16 protein-coding genes and 1 riboswitch are annotated in these 18,832 nt (G+C 64.8%); of the genes, 8 read left to right on the forward strand and 8 right to left on the reverse strand.

Going from position 1 to position 18,832, the window contains the following annotated elements:
* The first annotated feature begins 33 nt into the window (after positions 1–33).
* The 7 genes from FZI91_RS06020 (at position 34) to speB (ending at position 9,941) form a co-directional block, all read left to right on the forward strand.
* A complete protein-coding gene (locus tag FZI91_RS06020) occupies positions 34–1,464 on the forward strand; it encodes an aminobutyraldehyde dehydrogenase (protein ID WP_155937968.1) in 1,431 nt (476 codons plus the stop codon).
* Positions 1,464–3,434 (forward strand): primary-amine oxidase, encoded by a 1,971-nt coding sequence (locus FZI91_RS06025; RefSeq protein ID WP_155937969.1) that lies wholly within the window; start codon positions 1,464–1,466, stop codon positions 3,432–3,434. Before FZI91_RS06020 ends, FZI91_RS06025 begins: the two co-directional genes overlap by 1 nt.
* A gap of 2 nt (positions 3,435–3,436) precedes the next feature.
* A complete protein-coding gene (locus FZI91_RS06030; RefSeq protein ID WP_155937970.1) occupies positions 3,437–4,348 on the forward strand; it encodes a universal stress protein in 912 nt (303 codons plus the stop codon).
* Positions 4,341–5,882, forward strand: a complete 1,542-nt coding sequence (locus FZI91_RS06035) for an APC family permease (protein ID WP_155937971.1) — start codon at positions 4,341–4,343, stop codon at positions 5,880–5,882. The genes FZI91_RS06030 and FZI91_RS06035 overlap by 8 nt, the downstream gene beginning before the upstream one ends.
* A gap of 154 nt (positions 5,883–6,036) precedes the next feature.
* Complete coding sequence (gene gabT / locus FZI91_RS06040) at positions 6,037–7,395, forward strand: 4-aminobutyrate--2-oxoglutarate transaminase (protein WP_155937972.1); 1,359 nt, start codon at positions 6,037–6,039, stop codon at positions 7,393–7,395.
* The gene (locus tag FZI91_RS06045) at positions 7,392–8,846 is read left to right on the forward strand and encodes an NAD-dependent succinate-semialdehyde dehydrogenase (RefSeq protein WP_162525381.1); all 1,455 of its coding nucleotides are present in this window, start codon (positions 7,392–7,394) and stop codon (positions 8,844–8,846) included. Before gabT ends, FZI91_RS06045 begins: the two co-directional genes overlap by 4 nt.
* A 96-nt stretch (positions 8,847–8,942) precedes the next feature.
* Positions 8,943–9,941, forward strand: coding sequence for an agmatinase (speB, locus tag FZI91_RS06050; protein ID WP_155938525.1), 999 nt, complete (start codon positions 8,943–8,945; stop codon positions 9,939–9,941).
* A gap of 1 nt (position 9,942) precedes the next feature.
* Here the strand turns inward: speB and FZI91_RS06055 are convergent, their stop codons facing one another.
* Positions 9,943–10,905 carry a TauD/TfdA family dioxygenase gene (locus FZI91_RS06055; RefSeq protein ID WP_155937973.1) on the reverse strand — a complete coding sequence of 321 codons (963 nt, stop codon included), beginning with the start codon at positions 10,903–10,905 and terminating at the stop codon, positions 9,943–9,945.
* Between the two features lie 85 nt (positions 10,906–10,990).
* Here FZI91_RS06055 and FZI91_RS06060 point away from each other — a divergent pair, with 85 nt between their 5' ends.
* Positions 10,991–11,707 carry a CoA pyrophosphatase gene (locus tag FZI91_RS06060; RefSeq protein ID WP_309224029.1) on the forward strand — a complete coding sequence of 239 codons (717 nt, stop codon included), beginning with the start codon at positions 10,991–10,993 and terminating at the stop codon, positions 11,705–11,707.
* A gap of 4 nt (positions 11,708–11,711) precedes the next feature.
* Here the strand turns inward: FZI91_RS06060 and FZI91_RS06065 are convergent, their stop codons facing one another.
* The 7 genes from FZI91_RS06065 to thiO form a co-directional block, all read right to left on the reverse strand.
* A complete protein-coding gene (locus FZI91_RS06065; RefSeq protein ID WP_162525411.1) occupies positions 11,712–13,214 on the reverse strand; it encodes a M28 family metallopeptidase in 1,503 nt (500 codons plus the stop codon).
* A 145-nt stretch (positions 13,215–13,359) separates the two neighbouring features.
* Positions 13,360–14,862, reverse strand: a complete 1,503-nt coding sequence (locus tag FZI91_RS06070; protein ID WP_155937976.1) for a M28 family metallopeptidase — start codon at positions 14,860–14,862, stop codon at positions 13,360–13,362.
* Between the two features lie 20 nt (positions 14,863–14,882).
* A complete protein-coding gene (locus FZI91_RS06075; RefSeq protein WP_155937977.1) occupies positions 14,883–15,635 on the reverse strand; it encodes an ABC transporter permease in 753 nt (250 codons plus the stop codon).
* Positions 15,635–16,663: an ABC transporter ATP-binding protein gene (locus tag FZI91_RS06080; RefSeq protein ID WP_155937978.1), complete on the reverse strand. Its 1,029-nt coding sequence runs from the start codon at positions 16,661–16,663 to the stop codon at positions 15,635–15,637. Before FZI91_RS06080 ends, FZI91_RS06075 begins: the two co-directional genes overlap by 1 nt.
* A 17-nt stretch (positions 16,664–16,680) precedes the next feature.
* On the reverse strand, positions 16,681–17,403 hold the full coding sequence (locus FZI91_RS06085) for a thiazole synthase (RefSeq protein WP_239001582.1): 723 nt from the start codon (positions 17,401–17,403) through the stop codon (positions 16,681–16,683).
* A 68-nt stretch (positions 17,404–17,471) separates the two neighbouring features.
* The gene (gene thiS, locus FZI91_RS06090) at positions 17,472–17,669 is read right to left on the reverse strand and encodes a sulfur carrier protein ThiS (RefSeq protein ID WP_155937980.1); all 198 of its coding nucleotides are present in this window, start codon (positions 17,667–17,669) and stop codon (positions 17,472–17,474) included.
* A complete protein-coding gene (thiO, locus tag FZI91_RS06095) occupies positions 17,666–18,739 on the reverse strand; it encodes a glycine oxidase ThiO (RefSeq protein ID WP_203448754.1) in 1,074 nt (357 codons plus the stop codon). Before thiO ends, thiS begins: the two co-directional genes overlap by 4 nt.
* Positions 18,708–18,823: riboswitch (TPP riboswitch) on the reverse strand. It overlaps the preceding gene by 32 nt.
* Between the last annotated feature and the right edge of the window lie 9 nt (positions 18,824–18,832).

Genomic DNA, 18,832 nt, shown 5'->3' on the forward strand with positions numbered 1-18,832 from the left:
CAACGGATTCCCTCGACGGATGGACGGTGCCATATGCCGGACGCAGTACTTCAGAACTACATCGACGGCCAGTTCATCGATTCCTCATCCTCGGAGACTATCGACCTGATCAGCCCGGTCGATGAATCGGTGGTGGGCCGCGCCCCAGTCTCCAACGCCCATGATGTGAACGCCGCGGTCGCCGCCGCCGAACGAGCCTTCGTGGCCTGGGGCAGAACCACGCCCAGCGTTCGCCAGCAGGCGCTGCTCAAACTCGCCGATGCCATCGAGGCGCATTCGGATGAGATCGTGGAGGCTCAGAGCCGCAACACGGGTCAACCCAAGGCCGTCATCGCCGTCGAAGAGGTGGCGGTAAGCGCGGATCAGGTTCGATTCTTCGCAGGTGCCGCGCGCCTCGTCGAAGGTAAATCGGCGGGCGAATACATGGAGGGGTTCACCTCCTATGTCCGCCGTGAGCCCATCGGGGTGGTCGGCCAGGTGACCCCGTGGAACTACCCGTTCATGATGGCGATCTGGAAGATCGGGCCGGCATTGGCGGCCGGCAACACCATCGTCCTCAAACCCAGTGATACCACGCCCGAAAGCACTCTTGTGCTCGCCCGATTGACGAAAGGCATCCTGCCCGACGGCGTCTTCAACGTCGTGCTGGGCACGGCGGCCACCGGTTCAGAGTTGGTGAGTCATCCTGCCATCGGCCTAGTTTCGATCACGGGTTCGGTACGTGCTGGCATCGCCGTCGCCGCCTCAGCGGCCGAACAACTCAAGCGCAGCCATCTCGAACTCGGCGGCAAGGCACCGGCAGTGGTGTTCGGCGACGTCGATATTGAGAAGGCCGCCATCGGTATCGCGCAGGCCGCCTTCTTCAACGCGGGCCAGGACTGCACGGCGGCCACCCGGGTCATCGTGCACGAGTCGATTCACGACGATTTCGTGAACGCCCTCAATTCGGCGGCACAAGCTCTGCGCCCCGGCCTGCCCGACGCCCCCGACACCTTCTACGGGCCGATGAACAACGTGAACCACTTCACCGCGGTCACCAAGAAACTGGATAACTTGCCACCGCACGCCACCGTGATAACCGGCGGAAAACGTTGGGGTGACAAGGGTTACTTCATCGAGCCGACGATTGTCACCGGCGTCCGACAGGATGATCCGATTGTGCAGGAAGAGACCTTTGGGCCGATCCTGACGGTGCAGTCCTTCACCGAGGCCGATGAAGCCGTCCGCTTGGCCAACGGGGTGCGTTATGCGCTGGCTTCCAGCGTGTGGACCAAGGACCATGCCATCGCCGAACAGTTCTCCCGCGAACTGGATTTCGGCTGCGTATGGATCAACTGTCATATCCCTCTGGTCGCCGAGATGCCGCACGGCGGGTTCAAATACTCCGGCTACGGCAAGGACCTCTCCGCCTACGGGGTGGAGGATTACACCCGGATTAAGCACGTGATGAGCGCGCACTCGTGATGAGCGTCTCGCCCGAAGGACATCCGACTCCGACAAGCACATTCCACCCCCTCGACCCCCTGACGGCGGACGAATTCACTACGACTACAAAGGTTCTGGCGCAGGCCCAAGGCGTCGGTACGGGCTGGCGTTACACCTCCATCGAGCTGTCCGAGCCCTCCAAGGCCCAGATCGCCGCATTCGACAACGACGGCGTGCAACCCGACCGTCGGGTGCTTGCCACATGTCTGGACACCACGCAGAATGCGACCTACAAGGCGGTCGTCTCGCTGACCTCCGACCAGGTGCTGTCGTGGGACCACATCCCGGGCGTGCAACCCAACTTCACTGTCGACGAATGGGAAGAAGCCGACACGGCACTGCGCCGGCATCCCGATGTGATCGCCGCCTTGGCCGCACGCGGCATCACCAACATGGACCTGGTGTTCATGGATACCTGGACGTACGGCGATGCGGTCATGCCCGAGAAGTACAAGGGCCGGCGCCTCGGATGGTCGGACACCTGGGTGCGTTCCACCGCGGGCGCCAACCCGTATGCGGGCCCCGTCAATGGGTTTCACTGCATCATCGATATGAACTCGATGGAACTACTCGAGATCGAGGACACGTTCACCGTGGAGCGGCCCGAGATGATGGGCGAATACGTGCCCCGCCACATCCCGGAACGCCTCCGTCGGCAGAGCACCCGCGAGCCGCTGCAACCGCTCAACATCACCCAGCCCGACGGGCCATCCTTCACCATCGAGGGCAACAAACTCCAATGGCAGAACTGGTCACTACGGGTCGGCTTCAACTACCGCGAGGGCATGACGCTGCATGCGGTGACCTACAACGACAACGGCCAGGTGCGGTCGGTCGCCAACCGGATGTCCTTCGCGGAGATGATGGTCCCCTACCGCGATCACTGCGAAGACCACTATCGCCGAACGGCATTCGACATCGGCGAGTGGGGCATCGGCTTCATGACAACCTCACTGGAGCTGGGCTGCGACTGCCTCGGAGAGATCCGATACCTAGACGCCGTGCTGCATAACAGCAAGGGCGAGCCGTACACCATCAAGAACGCGATCTGCATCCACGAAGAGGACAACGCCGTGCTCTGGAAGCACGTCGACCACGACCATGGCGCGGAGGTGCGTCGCATGCGTCGGCTCACCGTCTCCTTCCACGTCACCGTTGCCAACTATGAGTACCTCACCTACTGGCGCTTCTACCAGGACGGAAACATCGAATGTGAGGTCCGTGCAACGGGAATCATGGTGGTGAGCAACTTCCCAGAGGGTGCCGCGCATCCGCATGGAACGCTCGTCGACAATCGGACGTACGCGCCGTATCACCAGCATTTCCTTGTCGCACGACTAGACCTGGACATCGACGGCTCCCAAAACACCGTCTACGCTACCGAAACCGAGATCGAGCCGATTGGCCCCGACAATCCGTACGGGCTGTCGCTCCGGCAGCGGAACACTCCACTGCGCACCGAGTCGGAAGGAAAGCAAGACTTCTGCTGGGAAACCCAACGCGCCTGGAAGGTCGTCAACGACAACACCCGCAACGGAATCGGCACCGCGCCGGCCTACAAGCTGGTGCCCGGGGCGGCTATTCCGTCCATGTTCCATCCGTCCTCACCGGTGCTGGCGCGCTGCCGCGCAATCGAGCACACCCTCTGGGTGACTCCCAACTCGCCCGAGGAGCGCTGGCCTGCCGGAGAATTCGTCACTCAGAGCAAGGATGATCACGGCCTGCCCGCCTGGACGGAAGCCAACCGCGCCATCGAGAACACCGATGTGGTGCTGTGGTACGTGTTCGGTATTCACCACATCACCCGGCCCGAGGACTGGCCGATCATGCCCGTGGACACCGTGAACTTCTGGCTCAAACCGGTCGGGTTCTTCGACCGCAACCCCTCGATAGATGTCGCACCCACGCCGCCAAAGAGCTGTCACACGTCCGGACATCAGGAGGCCTAACCATGAACAGTGCCGCCAAGAAGGCCACCATGCGGATAGCCGTTGCATACCTGGCCACTCCGGGCGGCGATGACGCTCTGGCGGTGGGCGCGCAACTCGCCCGCTCGCTGGGCGCGCAACTCGATCTGTGCATGGTGCTTCCCCAGGACCGACCGATCCTCGCCCCGCTGCCGCAGCAAGAGCGTCAGGACATCCTGTCCGAGAATGCCACTCACTGGCTGACGCATGCCGCTGCCACCATTCCCGATGATCTGACGGTCCAGACACACATCAGTTTCCACGAGTCGATCGCCGAAGGGGTTATCGCGCAGTGCGAGACCCTAGGAGCCGAGGCGCTCGTGGTGGGAGGTTCCGGCGGCGGGCTGGTCGGCAGTCTGTCGCTCGGGTCGGTGGTCAACGAACTCGTGCACTCCTCCCCGATACCGCTGGTCATCTCGCCCCGCGGTGCGCGCTATCAGAAGAATCTGCGCATTCGTGAGGTCACCTGCGCCATGGGAACCCGGCCGGGTGCTCGCGTGCTGCTGGACGCTGCATTGGATACCTGCCAGCGTGCCGGCACGCCGCTGCGCCTGGTGTCACTGGTGTCCTTTGATCCGATTCCCGGCGGCGACGATGATCAGTCGGCCCGGGAACGCGCCACCATACATGCGCAACAGTCCCTTGATATCGCCAAACTTGCACTGCCGAAAGACTTCCCGGTAACCTCGCTCGTCGCCGAGGGGCCCACAGTGGAGGCCGCAGTAAACAAGCTCGACTGGCGCGAGGGCGATATCATCATGGTCGGTTCCAGTCGGCTAGCCCAGCCCCGGCGACTCTTCCTCGGGTCGACGGCCGCAAAAATGCTGCGGGTGCTCCAGGTCCCGATGGTCATGATCCCCAGGGAAACAGGCCACGAAGAGGGCGGCGATGACTGAGGACGTCGCGCGTACCGAGCTGCAACGGGTGGAGCAGTCCGAAGGCCTGGTCTCAAAAGGCTTGGCGGCCGGTCGGATCGGTACCTTCACCGGAGCCATTCTCGGCATCTCCACGGTGGCGCCGGGATACACGCTCACCGCAAGCATCGGTCTCATCGTCGCCGCGGTCGGCCTCAAGATGCCGGCGATTCTGATCGCCGGATTCATCCCGATGTTCCTCACCGCCTACGCCTACCGTGAGCTGAACTCGCGCGCACCAGACTGCGGCGCCTCATTCACCTGGTCCACCAAGGCATTCGGCCCCTACGTCGGCTGGATGTGCGGCTGGGGCATGGTGATCGCCACCATCATCGTGTTGTCCAATCTGGCATCTATCGGAGTGCAGTACGGGTACCAGTTCCTCGGCGCCATCTTCCACAGCCAAACACTCGGCGAGCTGTCCAACAATAAGGCCGTCAACATCATCTCGACCGTCGCATTGTTGGCCATCGCGACTTACATCTCCAGCCGTGGCATCACCACAAGCGAACGGGTGCAATACATTCTCGTCGGATTCCAGATGATCGTGCTGGTGCTCTTCGCGATCGTCGCCATCGTGAAAGCGCCCGGCGCCACCGGGCATCTCGATTTCGACTTCGATTGGTTCAACCCACTGAACGGACTGACCCTGAGCGCCTTCGTCATTGGGCTCATCGGGTCGATCTTCGCGTTCTGGGGTTGGGACACCTGCCTGACGCTGGGCGAGGAATGCAAGGACCCGACAAAGGTGCCCGGCCGGGCCGGCGTGCTGTGTGTGCTGTCGATCCTGCTGACCTACCTGCTGGTGGCAGTCGCGGTCATGATGTTCGCCGGCGTCGGCCACACGGATTTGGGACTGGCCAACGAGGAGAACAAGGACAACATCTTTGGCTCCCTTGCCAACCCGGTACTGGGCAGCTGGTTCGGCCCGCTGCTACTGTTGGCGATCTTCGCCTCGGCGGTAGCGAGCCTGCAGACCACCTCGCTGCCTGCCGCGCGCACCATGCTCGCCATGGGGAGCTACGGCGCCTTTCCGAAGCGGTTCGCCAGTGTCAGCCCACGGTTCCTCACGCCAACATTCAGCACGGTGGTGGCGGGCGTAGTCACCGCAGTCTTCTACACCGTCGTCAGCCTGCTGTCCGACAAGACCTTGCTGGACACCATTGCTGCCCTTGGCATCATGATCTGCTGGTACTACGGCATCACGGCGTTCGCCTGCGTGTGGTTTTTCCGTCGGGAGCTGTTCCAGAACGTCCACAACGCCGTGTACAAGTTCCTCTTTCCGCTGCTGGGCGGGCTCATGCTGGCGGCGGTGTTCGTGATCTCGGTGCGCGAGAGCATGGATCCCGAGAAGACCGGCAGCGGTGCTTCGATCGGCGGCATCGGCCTCGTGTTCTATCTGGGCTTCGGCGTCCTGTTCGTCGGTGCGATTCTCATGGTGATCATGCGCGTGCGGAACCCCGACTTCTTCCTGGGACGCACGCTGACCCGGGACAGCGCCCCGCTACCGGAATGAGACCATCCATGCCCACGGCACGCCCCCGCCCCAAACGCAGAGGACCGACACGCCAAAACGGTGTATCCAAGGGCTGGTGATCGACAAACTGTCCATACCCTCCATGGCCCACCGGTAGCAGACTGAAATCGCCGGATCGACGAGAGGGAGAGCCATGCCCGACATCACCTATCGCCTCGCCCAGAAGCGCAACATCGTGACCCCACTGCCCGGGCCGCGATCCAGTGCCCTCGCCGAGCGCCGCCGCGCCGCGGTGGCCGCGGGCGTCGGTTCCACCGCACCCGTCTATGCCGTCGACGCCGATGGCGGCGTGATCATCGATGCCGACGGCAACTCCTTTATCGACCTGGGCTCCGGTATTGCGGTCACCTCCGTGGGCGCCTCGCACCCGGCAGTCTCAGCCGCAATCGCCGATCAGGCATCGCATTTCACCCATACCTGTTTCATGGTGACGCCATACGAGGGCTATGTGCGGGTGGCCGAGCTCCTCAACGACCTGACTCCGGGCGAGCACGAGAAGCGCACCGCGCTGTTCAACTCGGGCGCCGAGGCCGTGGAGAACGCCATCAAGGTGGCGCGGCTGGTCACCGGTAGGTCGGCGGTCGTCGCCTTCGACCACGCCTATCACGGCCGCACCAACCTGACGATGGCGTTGACGGCCAAGTCCATGCCCTACAAATCGCAGTTCGGGCCCTTCGCACCCGAGGTCTACCGGATGCCGGCGTCGTACCCGCTGCGTGACGAGGCGGGCCTGACGGGCGAGGAAGCCGCGCGGCGCGCCATCTCCCGCATCGAAACCCAGATCGGCGCACAATCGCTGGCCGCCATCATCATCGAACCCGTCCAAGGTGAGGGCGGATTCATCGTGCCTGCGCCCGGATTCCTTTCCACGCTCACCGGCTGGGCACGCGACAACGGCGTCGTCTTCATCGCCGACGAGGTGCAGACCGGTTTCGCGCGCACCGGTGTCTGGTTCGCCTCCGAACACGACGGCATCGTCCCGGACATCGTCACCATGGCCAAGGGCATCGCCGGCGGCATGCCGCTGGCCGCCGTCACCGGGCGCGCCGATCTCATGGACACGGTGTACACCGGTGGACTCGGCGGAACCTACGGCGGCAACCCGGTGGCCTGCGCCGCCGCCATCGCGGCACTGGGTGCCATGCGCGACCTCGACCTCCCGGCGCGTGCACGGGCCATCGAAACCTCGGTGGTGCCGCGACTGCGCGCACTGGCCGAGGATGTGCGCGTCATCGGCGAAGTACGCGGCCGTGGCGCCATGCTGGCCATCGAAATCGTCAAGCCCGGTACCGGCAACCCCGGAGCACCTGACCCCGCATTGACCAAAGCCATTGCCGCCGAGGCGCTGTCCCAGGGTGTCCTGATCCTCACCTGCGGCACCTTCGGCAACGTGATCCGCTTGCTGCCCCCACTGGTGATCGGGGACGATCTACTGGACGAGGGCATTACCGTCCTCGCCGACATCATTCGCGAGAAGGCGAGTCACCAGTGACCGACCACACCACGTTGATCGACTCGGTGCCCACCGAGCTGTGGATCGGGGGCAAGCAAGTGCCGTCGTCGACGGGCGCACGCTTCCCCGTGCATAACCCCGCCACGGGCGCCGTGCTGACCACCGTCGCCGACGCCTCAACGGCCGACGGCGCCACCGCCCTCGACGAGGCCGTGGCCGCGCAACCCGCCTGGGCGGCGACCGCACCACGCGAACGCGCCGAAATCCTGCGCCGGGCCTGGGAATTGGTGATGTCGCGGCGCGACGAATTCGCCCTGGCGATGACCCTGGAAATGGGTAAGCCACTGGCGGAGAGCCAGGGCGAGGTCGCCTATGGCGGCGAGTTCCTGCGGTGGTTCTCCGAAGAGGCGGTGCGCATCAACGGCCGGTACACCTCGTCGCCGACGGGTTCCGGCCGGATTTTGGTAACCAAACAGCCGATCGGGCCGGCGCTGGCCATCACTCCCTGGAACTTCCCGCTGGCGATGGGCACCCGCAAAATCGGCCCCGCGTTCGCCGCCGGATGCACCATGATCGTCAAACCAGCCGCCGAGACACCGCTAACCATGCTGCTACTGGGCCAGGTATTCGCCGATGCCGGGCTGCCTCCCGGCGTGCTATCGATCCTTCCCACCACGAGTGCTTCGGGACTCACCGGTCCGTTGATCGACGATCCGCGGTTGCGCAAGCTGACCTTCACCGGCTCCACGGCCATCGGGAAAGTTCTGTTGTCCCAGTGCGCGACAAGAGTATTGCGCTCCTCGATGGAACTCGGCGGCAACGCACCCTTCGTGGTCTTCGACGATGCCGACGTGGATGCCGCCGTCGACGGCGCGATGGCCGCCAAGATGCGCAACATCGGCGAGGCCTGCACCGCGGCCAACCGCTTTCACGTCGACAACGCGGTGCGCGCCGAATTCACCGAGAAACTCACCGCCCGCATGGGTGCACTCACCATCGGCCCCGGGGACGAAAGCGGTGTCCAAGTGGGCCCGCTCATCACCGCCAAGCAGCGCGCCTCCGTCGACGAATTGGTGCAGGACGCGGTCAGCAAGGGCGCCGTTATCACCACGGGCGGCGCCATCTCCGATGGTGAAGGCTACTTCTATCCCCCGACGGTGCTCACCGATGTGCCCTCGGACGCAAGGATTCTCCGCGAAGAGGTGTTCGGCCCCGTCGCCGCCATCACCGGATTCGATGGCGAAGAGGCCGGAGTTGCCGCCGCCAACGACACCGAATACGGCTTGGCCGCCTACGTGTACACCGCCAATCTGGATCGCGCGCTGCGCGTTTCGGAGGCTGTCGAATCGGGAATGATCGGCGTCAACCGCGGCGTCATCTCCGATGTGGCGGCGCCGTTCGGCGGCATCAAAGAATCAGGTATTGGCCGGGAAGCCGGTAGTGAGGGCATCGAGGAATACCTCGAAACGAAATACATAGCGCTGCCATAGATTTAGGATCGCAAGATGGGCCATTCGCACGGCAATCCGGAGTCTGATGCTCTTCGCGCAAGCGGCTCATCGCCCGAAAGAGAACTCACCCCGGGCATGCACGAGCAGCTCGACATCCCTTACTCCGGCATGGTGTCCTTCGGGCAGCGGCCCTTCCTCACCGACGTCGAGCAGCTGGAGAAGTGGCAGCCGGATGTGGCGATCGTCGGCGCCCCCTTCGATATCGGAACAACCAACCGGCCGGGCGCACGGTTCGGTCCGCGCGCGATCCGCTCCACCGCATACGAACCAGGCACCTATCACCTGGATTTGGGGCTGGAGATCTTCGACTGGCTTGAGGTCGTCGATTTCGGTGATGCGTACTGCCCGCACGGCCAAACCGAGGTATCGCACGCCAACATCCGCGAGCGCGTGCATGCCATCGCCTCGCGCGGCATCGTGCCGGTGGTGTTGGGCGGGGATCACTCGATCACCTGGCCGTCGGCCACCGCGGTGGCCGACGTGCACGGCTACGGCAACGTGGGCATCGTGCACTTCGACGCGCACGCCGACACCGCCGACGAAATCGAGGGAAACCTCGCGAGCCACGGCACTCCCATGCGGCGGCTCATCGAGTCCGGCGCGGTGCCTGGCACCCATTTCATCCAGGTAGGGCTGCGCGGATATTGGCCGCCGCAGGACACCTTCGAGTGGATGAAGGAACAGGGCATGGTCTGGCACACCATGCAGGAGATCTGGGACCGCGGCTTCAAGGAGGTGATGGTCGACGCCGTCGGCCAAGCCCTCAGCAAGGCCGACAAGCTGTATCTCTCCGTGGATATCGACGTGCTCGACCCGGCGCATGCCCCCGGCACCGGCACCCCCGAACCCGGCGGTCTCACCAGCGCCGACCTGCTGCGGATGGTGCGCCAACTCTGTTACGAGCACGATGTCGCCGCGGTGGACGTGGTGGAAGTGGCGCCGGCCTATGACCATGCCGAGCTCACCGTGAACGCCGCACACCGCGTGGTGTTCGAGGCGCTATCCGGGATGGCCGCCCGACGGCGCGATCAGGCCGGCGCCAATCCGGGCCCGCCGTCCCCCCAGTCGCGCTGAATCAGGCCGCGAACAGCTCCAACCGCCGCGGCTCCTCGATCACCGAGTAGTGGGTGGCGTCGCCCTTGAGAACCTGGCTCTGTTGGCCGTGAACATCCACCGGTACGTCACCGGCCAGCGTGACTCGATGCAACTCACGCTGCTGCGCACCGAAATCAGCGATCCCGTAATGCTGGGTGGCCCTATTATCCCAGATGGCGACGTCACCCAACCGCCAATTCCACCGGAAGGTGTTCTCCAGCTTGGTGATACGCGCCTGCAGTAGCTGATACAACGCCGCGAACTCGGCGCCGCTCAGCCCACGGAAGCTCTTGACGAACTGCCCCAGCAGCAGGCTGCGTTCACCGGTTTCCGGGTGCACCCGCACCACCGGATGCAGCGTCTCGTACTCCGCGTGGGTGAACTCGCTGTAATACTCGGCCCGCCGCGCGGCGCTGACCCCACCCGATGCCTCGACCTCGGTACCGCCCACGGCGTAGTCGTAGAGGTTGGTGTGCGTCGCCCACAGGTTCTCCGTCAGAGCCCGCAGCGGCGACGGCAATTGCGCATAGGCGGCGACGGTCGATGCCCATGTCGTCGCGCCGCCGTAGGACGGCAGCGTCACCGCACGCAAGATCGACACCTTGGGGATGCGATCCACAAAGGTGACGTCGCTGTGCCAGCCGTTCGCCGCCCCTTCGAGATTCAACAACTCGGTGCCGCGCGAGGTGACCGTCGGATGCGGAAGCGTGGGATCCCCCAGCAGCTTGGCGAAGGCATACTGCCGGTCATCGTCGAGATGCTGCTGCGCGGGAATCACCACCACCTTGTTGATGGCCAATGCGACGCGCAGGGCCTCCACACGTTCGGCGGGGACGTCGCCGCCGAGCTCAATGCCCTCAATACGGGCACCTATATGTTCACCGAGCTTTTCAACGGTGATGCCCGCATCCCGATAGATGCGTCCGGTGCGGTCGTCGCTCATATCCGCATCAGAACAACCCTGGCGCCGTAAGCCCAGGTATAGAGCCACGTCGATTCCAAGTTCGGCGTCGGCCTATGGTCGAGGAGTGATCGCGTACGACGAAGAGTTGCGGGACCGGATTCACGAACATCTCGCTGGCCATCAGCGTCGGACCGTCGAGGACCCCGAAAAGCGCCGCGCAGCGGTGGCCGTGGTGCTGGTTGACTCCGACCTCGGGGAAGACCGGGTGGACCCCGCGCCGGTGGACGATTGGATCGACGGTCGCGAGGCGCTTCTGCACGGGCTGGACGGCCGGATGGTTGACGTGTCGGGGGGTGCCGCGTTTCTGTTGTGCCGCAGAACATCCCGCCTCAACTCTCATGCCGCGCAATGGGCGCTCCCCGGTGGACGACTGGACCCGGGCGAGAATGCCGTCCAGGCCGCGTTGCGTGAGCTCGACGAAGAGCTGGGTGTGGCGCTTCCCGATTCGGCCGTGCTCGGACTCATGGACGACTACCCGACACGGTCGGGGTATGTGATCACTCCGGTGGTGGTGTGGGGCGGTGGCCGCCTTGAGCTGCGCCCCTCCCCCGACGAGGTGGTGGCCGCCTACCGGGTGGGGCTGCATCAGCTACAACGCGAGAATTCACCGCGGTACATCGAGATCCCGGAGAGCCCGCGCCCGGTGGTGCAAATCCCGCTAGGCAATGACCTCATCCACGCCCCGACGGGCGCCGTCTTGCTGCAGGTGCGGTGGCTGTGTCTGGAGGGCCGCGACGACCGCGTCGACGAGCTCGAACAGCCGGTCTTCGCCTGGAAGTAGCGCCTTACTTCGCTCCCGGCGAGTGGCGTCGAACCTTGCGCTCCGGCACCCCGTTGGGTCCGATGGTGGACAGTGCGTAGGTACCAACCGCGAAGGCAACCGCCGATCCGTTGATCGCCAGCGAATCCTTCCCGACGTTCGCGAGGGTGTCCTTGGGGCCGTGGTAGTTCGGATCGAAAGGCTGACCGGCCCGACCCTGCCAATTCTTGGCCTCGGGTCCGCTCATCTTCTCCAACGCGCCCGAGCTGATACCGCCGACCGGGATACCCGCCGACAGAAACGGCCCGTAATCGGACCTGCCGTTGAACTCCAGAGCGGCCGGACGCTTGCCCGCGAGGTTGAGGTATCCAGCGAAGGTTCGCTCGATCCCCGCCGACCCCTCGGGTATGTCGAGTGGGGGGCGGTTCGGGTCAGGCTTGCTGGCCGACTGGTCGCCGTCCAGCACGAAGTACCCGGCGTTGGGCGACCCGAGCATGTCGAAGTTGAGGTACAGCGCGATGTCGTTGAGCTCCTCGGTGTTCCGACCCTTGGTGTACTCCAGTGACCCCGCGAGCCCATCTTCCTCGGCGGCCCAGAATGCGAACCTGACGGCATTATTGACCGCCGGGTTGGGTCCGAGCTGCAACGCGGTCTCCAAGACCGCCGCCACGCCGGTGCCGTTGTCGTTGATGCCGGGCCCTTTCGACACGCTGTCGAGGTGAGCTCCGGCCAACACCACATTCGCCGAATCGCCCGTAGTCGTCTGGGCAATGATGGTGCGTGAGCGCACCTTCATGACATTCATATCGAGCACCAGCGTTACCGGCGCCGAATTGCGGCGCAGCGTGGTATCGACTCCCGAATCGATGATTCCAACCGGAATCGATAGCTGCTCATAGTAATTGGGGGTGAACAGGCCCTCACCGCCACCGGCCTGCATCGCCACCAGTACCGCGGCGGCGCCCTTCTCCTTGGCGACATTGTGCTTCTCGACCACCGAGCATCCGGTGCCGTCCACCACTGCGATCTGCCCGGTGACGTTGAGGCTGCCGTAATCGGCGGCGGCACAACCGCTGGCCTTGCCCGACGGGCGAATGATGCTTGCCTTGAGCCCATCCTTGGGGGTCTGAGCGAAGTACGAGGCCTGATCCACGGCGTAGGGACGGCCACCTACGGCAACAAGCGGCTTGCCCTCCGTCAGCACCTTGAGCCGGGACAGCTCTGGAGCCTGGACCTCGAAACCACGATCCTTCAAAGCCTTTATGACGTAGTCGGCGCTCGCGTCATAACCCGGCGTGCCTTCGGCACGGTTCCCGCCGTTCGCATCCGCCGCCTGCTGCAGCTGTTTCAGGTGCCCCATCATCGCGTCCACGGTGACCGCGCGAGCCAGGTCCGGCGCGAGGTTCACATTGGGTGGCGGCGGTATGGAAGGGCCCGTCGCCCCCGGGTGCGCACAGCAGCTCGCCACCGCCGCGATCACAAGCAGGGAGCAACCGCGCGCTAGCCCCCGGGCGCGAAACAACGCGATCAATAGAACCTCTTTGGAAGCCAAGTGGAATTGTGCGAATCGAGCAATCGCACACGCTACCGCACCAACGTTGGTTCCCAAGGGCTTTCGCAGCGTTGCAATGAACCTGTTACAGCCGATCAGGCGGGCCGGAGTGAATCCGGTACTAGTCCTTCAGCTTGTGACGCGTGCGGTCCTCGTGAACGGGGACACCATTGCGCCCCTCGATGCTCTGCGCGTACAGGCCCACGGTGTAGGCGACGCCACCCGCGTTGATGTTGAGCGCGTCCTTGTTCACGTTGGCCAGGGTGTCCTCGGCCTTGTGATAATTCGGATCGAAGGGCTGGTCGGCCTTGCCTGTCCAGTCCCGCGCCTCCTCCGCCGACATCTTGTCCTCGGCGCCCGAGAAGATGCCACCGGTCGGAACACCTGCCCTGCTAAACGCGTCGTAGTCCGAGCGACCGTCGTACTCGGTGTCGTGTGCCTTCTTGCCCTGCTCGGCGAGGTACGCGACCTCCGTTCGCTCGATCCCTGCCGAACCCTCGGGAATCCGCACCGGGGCCGCGTTGGGATCGGGCTCTTCGGACTGGTCGCCGTCATAGGTCAGGTAGGCGGAGTTCGGCGAGCCCAGCATGTCGTAATTCAGGTACAGGGCAATATCTTTCAGATCCTTTACGTCAAGCGACTTGACGTAGTCGGTAGAGCCGATCAGCCCTTCCTCCTCCGCGCCCCAGAACGCAAACCGCACAGCATTCTTCACGTCCGGGTTCGGCCCCAGCTGCAATGCGGTCTCGAGGACCGCCGCGGTGCCGGTGCCGTTGTCGTTGATACCCGGACCCTCGGGAACGCTATCGAGGTGAGCGCCCGCCATCACGACATTGTTCGTGGAGCCCGTCTTGGTCTGTGCGATCACATTGCGCGCCTTGACGTCCTTGGTCTCGGCATCGACCTTGAGGACCACATGGTCGGGGTGCGCCCGCAGCTCGGCTCCGACGGACTTGGTGACACCCACGACCGGGAGCTTCGGACTGGCATCCTCACCGAGGGTGCCGCCAACGGTGTTCTCGTCAACATTGTCCGCGATGATCACACCCACCGCGCCGCGCTCGGCGGCGGCCTTCTCCTTATCGGCGAAGGGGCACGATCCGCGATCGACCAGGACCACCGCGCCCTTGACGTCCAACCCGTCGTAGTCCTCGGCGGTGCACCCGGGCGATTCTTCGGCCCGGGCCGGAACCAATCGTCCCTCCACCTGGCCGCCCGGCGAGTACGACAGGACTCCGGCTTCCACCTTTTTGGGGCCCACGGTCAACTCTACGGACTTGGCCTGGAAGTACTTGAAGTCGAACTCGGGCGTCTGGACGTCGAATCCCTTGTCCTTCAGCGACTTCACGACGTAGTCAACGCTCTGATCAAAGCCGGGAGTGCCCGCAGCGCGGGTGTTCTTGTTCTTGTCGGCGATATCTTGGAGCGCCGAGAGATGCTTGACGACGTTGTCGATCGTCACCTTCTCGTGCAGCGAGTGCGCGAAGCCGACGGCCTCCGGCGATCCGGCCTGCTGCGCTGGACGCGGCGCTTCGCCGTCGCTGCCCCTGTCACATGCCGTCACAGCCGCCAGTACGCATGCCGCAGACACTGCGACAGCAGACACAACCCGCTTGGACCCCATTGTTCTCCCTTGTCCCGACCTTAAACGTCGCGTCGCTGCACGACAGCCAGTGCCGCAGCGAGCGCTATGACAACCACGGTAGCAAAGTAGACGAGGGAGCCGGTCGTGTTCCAAACAAACTCGACCCCGTCGGCCGTGTACCACGGCACACCGGTAAACCGGATTCCGTTTGCGAAAGGAAGGAAGGGCTGCAACGCCTTTCCAGCGTCGGTAAACCAACCCAACATCAACTCAAGCACCGTTGGCCACAACAGAAGTACCGCAACAGCGCCCGCGGTGTGCTTCAGCAACACTCCGACTGCCACCGCGAGAACCGCACACAAGAATGCATACACCGTTACCGCTCCGATGGTGTTCCACACGCCCGCGCTGTCCAGGTCCAGGTTGGCGCCGGCCACCGAGCCCGCCATGGCACGCACCAACAGGATGGACGTCAGCGTGGTCACTGCGCTGACCGCCGCCACCCAGCATCCAGCCACCAACGACTTGGCGGCGATGACTGCCATTCTGTTGGGGGACGCCTGAAAGGTCGTTCGCACCATGCCGGTTCGATTCTCGTTGGTCACCGTCATGGTCGCCAACACCATCAGCAACGGCACCCCCACGAGGGTCGCCCCGCCCGCGGCATCGCCGGGAGAGATCGACGTGTACACCGAAGCCGAGCCGCCCTGCAGGCCCGCGAGTCCCAATCCGAGCGCCAGCGCGAGCAGGGTGCACCACACTGCCGAACGCGAGGTGCAGACCTTGATCCGTTCAGCCGCGACGACCCCCATCAGTGCGCACCCTCCACGTCGGCCACCGCACTTGTCGCTCTTCGCGGAGACGGCTCATCGGTACCTGATCCTCTTCGCGCAAGCGGCTCATCGACCTGGCTTCGGTACTGCACCGCGTCGTCAGTCAACGAAAGGTACGCATCTTCCAACGAAACCCGTTGCGGAGACAGCTCGTACAGCGTGACGCCAAGACGCGCGGCAAGTTCACCGACCTGTTCAATGAGGGCTCCGCTAACTTCCAGCACACCTCCGTCGCCGCCCTGCACCGAGAAACCGCTCTCCTCGGCGGCCGCGCGCAGCGTGTCGATCTGCGGGCTACGTACCCGCACCACATCGGCACCAGCGCGACTGACGAACTCATGCATGGACGTGGCCGCGATCAGTCGGCCGCGGCCTATGACCACCAATTGATCTGCCGTATTTGCCATTTCGGAGAGCAGGTGACTTGATACCAGCACGGTGCGCCCCTGCGCCGCCAGGCTCTTCATGAGCGTGCGAATCCAGTGGATGCCCTCGGGATCGAGACCATTTACCGGCTCGTCGAACAACAGCACCTGGGGATCGCCGAGCAGCGCCACCGCGATGCCCAGCCGCTGCGACATGCCCAGAGAGAAGGTGCCCGCGTGCCGATTCGCCACATCGGTGAGCCCCACCATCTCAAGCACTTCGTCAATCCTTTGGGAGGGAATGTCATTGGCGGCGGCGATCCAACGTAGGTGGTTGCGCGCCGACCGATTGGGGTGAAACTGCTTGGGATCCAACAACGCACCGACCTCGCGCAGTGGACGGTCGATCTCGTGGTACTGCTTGCCCCCGATTGTCGCGGTCCCCGAAGTGGGGCGCGCCAACCCGACGATCATGCGCAGTGTGGTCGATTTACCTGCCCCGTTGGGGCCAAGGAACCCGGTCACCACGCCCGGCTCGACGGTGACAGAGAGGTCATCGACCGCCGGGGTCTGCCCATAGACCTTGGTCAGCGACCGCAGTTCGATGCTGGCTCCTCTTCGCGCAAGCGGCTCATCGACCATGCGGCCCACTATGCCAGCTATTGCCGGGCGGGTTCGTCCGGCGCCGGGCTGGACGCCTGCGCCCAAAAGCGCCGGGGGATGCGACCGGCGTGCCGGGCGAGGTGTCCGGCGGTCACTGCCGCCGCCATCGCCGCGGCCATCCGCTCGGGATCTGCGGCGCGGGTCACGGCCGTCGCGAGCAGCACCGCATCGCAGCCGAGTTCCATCGCGAGGGCGGCATCGCTGGCGGTGCCGATTCCCGCGTCGAGGATCACCGGAACACCTGCGGCCGCCACAATCATCTCGATGTTATGTGCGTTGGTGATGCCCAACCCGGTGCCGATGGGAGCCCCGAGCGGCATCACTGCCGCGCATCCCACGTCTTCCAATCTGCGGGCCAGCACCGGATCGTCGGTGGTGTAGGGCAGTACCACGAAACCGTCGTCGACGAGCTGCTCGGCCGCGCGCACCAAGTCGATGGCGTCGGGCAGCAGCGTGCGTTCGTCGGCGATGACTTCCAACTTGATCCAGTTGGTTTCCAGCGCCTCACGGGCAAGCTGCGCGGTGAGCACGGCCTCCGCGGCGCCGCGGCAGCCCGCGGTATTGGGCAATACGGTGAGCTTTAGCCTCTTCAAGAGATCGAGCACCCCGGTGCCACCGGCAGCGTCGACACGACGGATCGCGACGGTGGTGAGCTCGGTGCCGGAAGCCGATAGCGCCCTCTCCAGAACCGCAAGATTCGACGCGCCCCCGGTACCCATGATCAGCCGGGAACCGAAGGTCCGGCCGGCAATACAGAGCGACCCGTCAGCGCTGTTACTCACTGTGCTCAACCCCCCTGCACCGCGGTGACGACCTCGACCGTCGCGCCGTCGGAAACCGTGGTGTCCCAATCAGATTTGGGCACCACGGTGTGGTTGATCGCCACGGCGATCCCCCGCTCGGGAAAGCCCAGCTGGTCGAGGAGCTCCCAGATGCTGGCCCCCTCGGCGACCTCCCGAGCGTCACCGTTGACCTGAACATTCATCGAGCCTCCTGGAATCTCTGTGGGTCGGCGGCACTCGACATCCCATTGCCGTCGAGCGCGGCTCCGATCGCCTTCGCGGTCCACGGCGCCAACAGGAAACCGGAGCGGCCGTGACCCGCGGCCACGAGGGTACGGTCGTCGATCCTGCCCACCAGCGGCAGGTTGTCATCGGTCATCGGGCGCAGGCCCGCCGCACATTCGGCGAACTCGTACTCACCCAGACACGGGAGCACCGCGCAGGCGTCGTCGAGCAGGTCCCGCACTCCAGCGACGGCCGGCGCGGTGTCATGACCGTGCTCGTACTGCGTGGCGCCGACGACAACGCCGTCCTCGCGGGGCACCAGGTAGACGTGGCGTCCGTGCACGCGCGCCCGGATGACGTACTTCGGTGGCGGCATTGCGCCGGGGCGCCGTCGCAGCCGCAGCACCTCGCCCTTGACCGGACGGATCGGGAGGCCTGCGAGTGTCGCCGCCCCCACCCCGTTGGCGATGACGACCTGGTCGGCGGACAGCGCGTCGAGGTGGGCTACAGCGGCCTCCCTACGCACGCCGAGGCTCTCGCAGTCGGCGGCGAGCACGTGCAGCACCTCGCGGTTGTCGACGGCGAGTTCCTCGGGTGCGGTGAATCCGCGACGGATGTTCTGCGCCAGTAGCGGCTCGACTTCCCGCGCGTTCGCGGTCTCGGCGACCGAATGTCGGTGTTCTCCCTGCCCGCCCAACCAATCCACCATCGTCCGTAGCTCGCCGATATCGGCGGTGTCGACAGCCACCGTGAGCGACCCCCGTGCGGTGATCACGGTGTTGTCCACCTCATCGGCGATGAATCCGTCACGCCACAAACGCAGCGACTCGACACCCAGGTGCAGCAGCTCTTCCTCCCCCGGCCAGGCCTCGCTATAGGGAGCCAACATCCCGCCGGCCACCCAGGACGGGCCCCTGCCGCCGTCGTCGTGAATGGTGACTTGCCATCCGTTGCGCGCGGCCTCGCGTGCCACGGACAGCCCGATGACACCGCCGCCGATGACGGACACTGATTGCTTCATAGCCCTGCCAACTCCCTTCGCCGGCATGATCCGGATCAGGTCGGACGGTCAGGGCAGGGATCGTTGGCCCACTCTCAGCCCGCTCATCCAGGGGCTCCCGCGTTACTTACCCCCACAACG

Source organism: Mycobacteroides sp. CBMA 271, assembly GCF_009729205.1.
In the GTDB taxonomy this organism is placed as follows: Bacteria; Actinomycetota; Actinomycetes; order Mycobacteriales; family Mycobacteriaceae; genus Mycobacterium.